The organism is Protofrankia sp. Cr1 (assembly GCF_963555865.1).
Taxonomy (GTDB): Bacteria; Actinomycetota; Actinomycetes; order Frankiales; family Frankiaceae; genus Protofrankia.
In genome coordinates, this window is sequence record NZ_CAUVXO010000144.1 from 1 (window position 1) to 4,624 (window position 4,624).

The window sequence follows — 4,624 nt, forward strand, 5'->3', positions numbered from 1 at the left end:
CTCGCGTTCCTGCGGCGGCGGATCACCGGGGATTACGTTGTCGATGAACACGGCTTCGACGAAGATCTCACCGAGAACGTCATCGCGCCGCTGTTGCGGCCGATCTATCAGAGCTACTTTCGGGTTGAGACCCGGGGCCTGGAGAACGTTCCAGACACCGGTGGCGCGCTCATCGTGGCCAACCACTCGGGTACGGTGCCGTTGGACGCGATGATGACCGCGCTGGCAATTATGGACCATCATCCGGCCCATCGGCACCTGCGGATGCTCGCCGCGGACCTGGTGTTCGCCGTCCCATTTCTCGCGCCTGTCGCGCGCAAGACCGGTAACACCCTCGCCTGCCAGCCCGACGCTGAGCGACTGCTCGCCAACGGTCACCTCGTCGGGGTGTGGCCGGAGGGTTTCAAGGGGATAGGAAAGCCGTTCAGCGAGCGGTACAAGCTCCAGCGCTTCGGTCGTGGAGGGTTTGTCTCGGCCGCATTGCGAACCGGGGTTCCAATTATTCCCTGCACCATCGTCGGAGCTGAGGAGATCTATCCCATGATCGGGAATCTCCGGATGCTGGCTCGTCTGCTTGGCCTGCCCTACCTGCCGATCACGCCAACGTTTCCCTGGTTCGGACTGCTCGGTCTGCTACCGCTTCCGTCCAAATGGCTCATCGAGTTCGGTGAGCCTGTGGACACCGAATCGCTGACCCCGGCCGCGGCCGAGGACCCGATGCTGGTGTTCGAACTCACTGATCGCATCCGGGAGACAATCCAGCACTCCCTCTACGGGCTCCTGATGCAGCGCCGATCGGTATTCTTCTGACACATGGCAACTGAGGATGGGCCTGATGCGACATCGGACGTCCGGCATCGGGCCGACCTGAGGCCGCGCGCCCATGGTTTTTTCCGGGTGGCCGGAGGCTTCGGGGCATCCAGGCGGACGTGGGCGGCACGCGGTTTCGTCGCCATCTATCTACTGTCAGTCACCGGCATGGTCGGTCTACTGGCCGTGATCGGTGATGGTTTCCTGGCGATCTGGCTGGCCGTCATCGAGCTGGCCTCGGTCGTGGCCATCGTCGCGGTGACCCGTGGCACGCCGTCCGGACCGTCGCGGGTCACCCGTCTCGGCACGCCAAACGATCCCGGTATGCCCAGCGGTCGTCGCTGACGGCGCCACCGCCACCGCCACCCGTAGCCGGTGACACCGGGCCCGCCGATGCCGATCCCGGCGTTAGTGGCGGCGTTGGTGGCGGCATTGGTGGCGGCGGGTTAGTCGACCGCGTCGCTGTACCGGCGGCGCAGTGCCATGCCCGCTGCGACGCCCCCGGCCAGCGCGCCCATTCCGGCTGCTGTCGGCACACCGATGCGGGCGGCCTTCCGCGCGATGCGGAAATCCTTGATCGGCCAGTCGCGTTCCCGGGCAACGGCCTTCAGGTCGGGGTCTGGATTGATCGCCACGGGATGGCCGACCAGCGACAACATGGGCAGGTCGTTGATGGAGTCTGAATACGCCCAGCACCGGGAAAGGTCCAATTGTTCACGTTCGGCCAGTGCCGCCACCGCGGCCGCCTTGCTCGGACCATGTAGTGGATCACCGACAAGATGTCCGGTGTAACGCCCGTCCGACACCTCGCTGACCGTTCCGAGCGCGCCGGTGAGTCCGAGGCGTCGGGCGATGACGGCCGCCAGTTCGACCGGTGTGGCTGTGACGAGCCATACCCGTTGGCCCGCGTCGAGGTGCTGCTCGGCAAGTGCCCGGGTGCCCGAGTAGATGCGTTCCGCCATCCGCTCGTCGTAGATCTCCTCACCGAAGCGGACGATCTCGGCGACCTCGCGACCGGCGACGAACGCTAGCGCGGTCTCCTTGACATCCCGCATCCCGCTGGTGTTCTCCAGCCCCCGGACCCGGTAGGACACGTGCTGCCAGCCGAACTTCAGCAGGTCCCGGGACTGGAAGAAGTCACGCGCGGCAAGTCCGCGGGCGAAATAGAAGATTGACGCTCCCATCATCATCGTGTTGTCCACATCGAAGAACGCGGCTGCGGTCGGGTCGGGCGGGGCCTTGGCCGCCAGCTCAGCGGCTGCCTTGAGCGCCGCGGTTGCGGCAGCTTCGGCGTCGGCTCTGCGGGCGCGGTCATCAGCTGTCCGTGCCGGGCGTGGTTGAAACCGCATCGTGCCCTCCTGGACGTCCATGGCCCAGGGGAGGGCCACGCTGTCACTGCAACCTGGGAAGCGTACGGTGCCACGAGGCCACGCAGCGGTACCCGGCATCGGGCGCGCGGTGGAGCTGTGGTCGCGCGGGGGTTGTCAGGGGGCGGCTTGCGCGGTGAAGTGGCGGGCAAGGGATCGGACGGCCCGGAACTGGAGCGCCTTGACCGCGCCTTCGTTTTTGTCCATCGCCAAGGCGGTCTCCCGCACGGAGAGCCCCTCCAGGAAGCGCAGTACGACGCAGTCCCGTTGTTCGGGGCTGAGCATGCGGACCGCATCGATCAGGGCCTTGCTCGTGACGCCGGCAAGGACCGATTCCTCCGGCCCTGAGACGAGCTGGGTGTCCGCGGTCGCTGCGATGTCGTCGGTGGGGAACTCCATCCGTGTCCGCCGCGACTTTTTATGATCAATTATCAGGTTCCGTGCGATCGTGATGAACCAGGCGCCGATGTCGTGGCCTTGCCAGGTGAAGCTTCTGATGCCGCGCAGCGCACGCAAAAAGGTCTCGCTGACGATGTCCTCGGCCATCGCCTGGCTGCCAACCCGGTAGAACACATAGCGGAAGACCACGTCCAGGTAGGAGTCGTACAGCCGGCCGAAAGCCTCGTTGTCGCCCTCCTGCGCGCGGCGGACCAGTTCGGGGACATCGGTTTCCGGCCCCATGACACCCTGGGCCGGCGCTGGCTCGGACACCCCGGGTGTGCCGTGGCCGACCGGTCGGCCCGGGGATGACGACCGGATGCCGGACGGCGTGACCGACCCACCCATGGCCGAGCTGGCCCGCACGGGTCCGCCCAGCATGGCGGCGTACGGGGCATTGTTCACCGAGAAAATCTCGGCCCGTAGCGCTGCCAGGCCGACGGGGTCCGGCGCCGGGCGCGACCAGGACCGGTTCACGTCCGCGATCCGCGCATGACCCGCAACGGGGTTCGCGGCCACGCACATCCCCGGTGTGCACGGGACGGCGCGGCGGGCATACTCGGCTCCGAACGATCAACGAGGCTGACTGAAGCGGGATGTCACCTGTTCGAGACCGGGATCGTCCGGACGTCTGTCGCCCCTGGGCGGTCCGGCCGGAAAAGGCGCCATCATGGTTTTCTCGCGCCTCCGGCGATGACCATCCAAGGACCCTGGACAGCCGAGTCTAGCCAACGATCCGGCACCGGGCGTGCATGGTGAGGTGAAGATGTGTGGTTGTCTTATGGGTCTGGGGGAAGTGTGTTTGTGATGGTGTTGGGCCACTTGAAAGATCTACTTTGACGGGTCGGGCTACGAAGATCGGAGTAGCGGTGCGGGTTTGTGCGGGCCGGGGTCGGGCGCCGGCGTGAGCGGTCGGCCGGGAGGCGTCCGGGTCACCCTGCTGACCCGGGCCGGTTGTCATCTCTGTGACGACGCACGGATCGCGGTGGCTCGGGTGGCTGGCGATGTGGGTGCCGGATGGCAGGAGGTCGATGTCGATGCTCGCGCCGATCTGGTCGAAGCCTACGGTGATCGGGTACCGGTGATTCTTGTGGACGGGCGGGAGCACGGTTACTGGCGGGTCGAGGAGCCCCGCCTTCGGCGTGCTCTGGCCGGCGGTCGCTGGGGCCTTTCCCCACATAGCCGCTTCGCGACCATTCGGGGGACCCCGGGCTCGATGGTGGGCCGGCAGCCGACCTGAGCGCAAGATCACAACGACTTCGTGAACGCCTTCACGAAGTCGTAAACTCACCCGGACAGTCGTCTACCGGCGTCGTTCGACCGTGAAGCACTGCTGTTCGACTGTCAAGCACTGCTGGCGGACGGCAGGCGTCGCCGGCAGCCGGGCGCCTCAAAATGGTGCGGGAGCCGTACATGACCGAGTTTCGCCGGGCCGTTTCGGCCGGCCGTGCCCGCTCGCCGGTGCCTGCGGCGACAGTCGCCCGACTCCCGCTCTACCTGCGGGTCCTTACCTCGCTTGCCGATCGGGGGGTGCACACTGTGTCGTCCGAGACGCTCGCTTCGGCGGCCGGCGTGACCTCGGCGAAGGTGCGCAAGGACCTGTCCCATCTTGGTTCGTACGGGACGCGTGGCGTCGGCTATGGGGTGGATCTCCTGCTGAGCCGCATCGCCGCTGAACTCGGTCTGACCGAGGACCGTTCGGTGCTTCTGGTCGGGGTTGGCAACCTCGGCCACGCCCTTGCGGGGTACGGCGGGTTTCAGTCCCGCGGCTTCCGCGTGGTCGCACTGCTCGATGTCGACCCCCGCCGGATCGGCGAGTCGATCGGTGGTGTCGTGGTGAGCCCGCTCGACGAGATGGAGGCCCTGGTCGAGCTGAAGCGGGTGACCATCGGCGTGATCTGTACACCGGCCGCCGCCGCGCAGGCTGTGTGCGACCGGCTCCTCGCGGCGGGAGTGACGAGTATCCTCAATTTCGCACCAATTGTGCTGTCGGTGCCAGCGGGAGTGGA

At 66.8% G+C, this 4,624-nt stretch carries 6 protein-coding genes; 4 read left to right on the forward strand and 2 right to left on the reverse strand.

All coding sequences use genetic code 11. From position 1 onward, the window contains the following. Both U9980_RS13400 and U9980_RS13405 read left to right on the forward strand, forming a co-directional pair. Positions 1-810: lysophospholipid acyltransferase family protein (locus U9980_RS13400; RefSeq protein WP_322768212.1), on the forward strand; the 810-nt coding region annotated here is incomplete at its 5' end. 87 nt (positions 811-897) lie between these two features. Further along, complete coding sequence (locus tag U9980_RS13405) at positions 898-1,155, forward strand: hypothetical protein (protein ID WP_322748484.1); 258 nt, start codon at positions 898-900, stop codon at positions 1,153-1,155. Between the two features lie 101 nt (positions 1,156-1,256). Here the strand turns inward: U9980_RS13405 and U9980_RS13410 are convergent, their stop codons facing one another. Beyond that, complete coding sequence (locus U9980_RS13410; RefSeq protein ID WP_322748485.1) at positions 1,257-2,159, reverse strand: HAD-IB family hydrolase; 903 nt, start codon at positions 2,157-2,159, stop codon at positions 1,257-1,259. Between the two features lie 135 nt (positions 2,160-2,294). Continuing rightward, positions 2,295-3,134, reverse strand: coding sequence for a sigma-70 family RNA polymerase sigma factor (locus tag U9980_RS13415; RefSeq protein WP_322748486.1), 840 nt, complete (start codon positions 3,132-3,134; stop codon positions 2,295-2,297). A gap of 385 nt (positions 3,135-3,519) precedes the next feature. Between U9980_RS13415 and U9980_RS13420 the strand changes: the two genes are divergently transcribed. Both U9980_RS13420 and U9980_RS13425 read left to right on the forward strand, forming a co-directional pair. Next, a complete protein-coding gene (locus U9980_RS13420; protein ID WP_322768213.1) occupies positions 3,520-3,855 on the forward strand; it encodes a glutaredoxin family protein in 336 nt (111 codons plus the stop codon). A gap of 173 nt (positions 3,856-4,028) precedes the next feature. After that, positions 4,029-4,624: redox-sensing transcriptional repressor Rex (locus U9980_RS13425; RefSeq protein ID WP_322768214.1), on the forward strand; the 596-nt coding region annotated here is incomplete at its 3' end.

Excerpts from the sequence above, each read along its gene's own strand:
- U9980_RS13410 (WP_322748485.1), bottom strand. The coding sequence starts at position 2,159 with ATGCGGTTTCAACCACGCCCGGCACGGACAGCTGATGACCGCGCCCGC.